Origin of the sequence: Bacillus sp. GbtcB10 (assembly GCF_019091365.1) — a bacterium.
GTDB classification, from domain to species: Bacteria; Bacillota; Bacilli; order Bacillales; family Bacillaceae; genus Bacillus; species Bacillus altitudinis.
In genome coordinates, this window is the sequence record NZ_JAGXJP010000089.1 from 1 (window position 1) to 279 (window position 279).

Genomic DNA, 279 nt, shown 5'->3' on the forward strand with positions numbered 1-279 from the left:
TTAAAACAGCACTTGAAGCAGAAGGGTTTACATTGTTATATATTCGTAATCCAAAAGCAATTCATTCATTATTAGCGCCAAGGGTCGAAACATTATTTGCGAACAACCGTATTATCTTTGGTGATAATCCGTTAATGCGTTGGTACACCAATAACGTCTATGTTCATATTAAAAAAGATGGCAATAAAGAATATTTGAAAAAAGATGAATTCAGACGAAAAACAGATGGATTTCAAGCTTTTATCCATGCATTATGGCAAGCGGATAACATTCTTGAAG

1 protein-coding gene is annotated in these 279 nt (G+C 33.3%); it reads left to right on the forward strand.

Going from position 1 to position 279, the window contains the following annotated elements:
• Positions 1-279 (forward strand): terminase TerL endonuclease subunit (locus KVT11_RS19745; protein ID WP_254636534.1); only part of this gene is annotated, 279 nt, incomplete at both ends.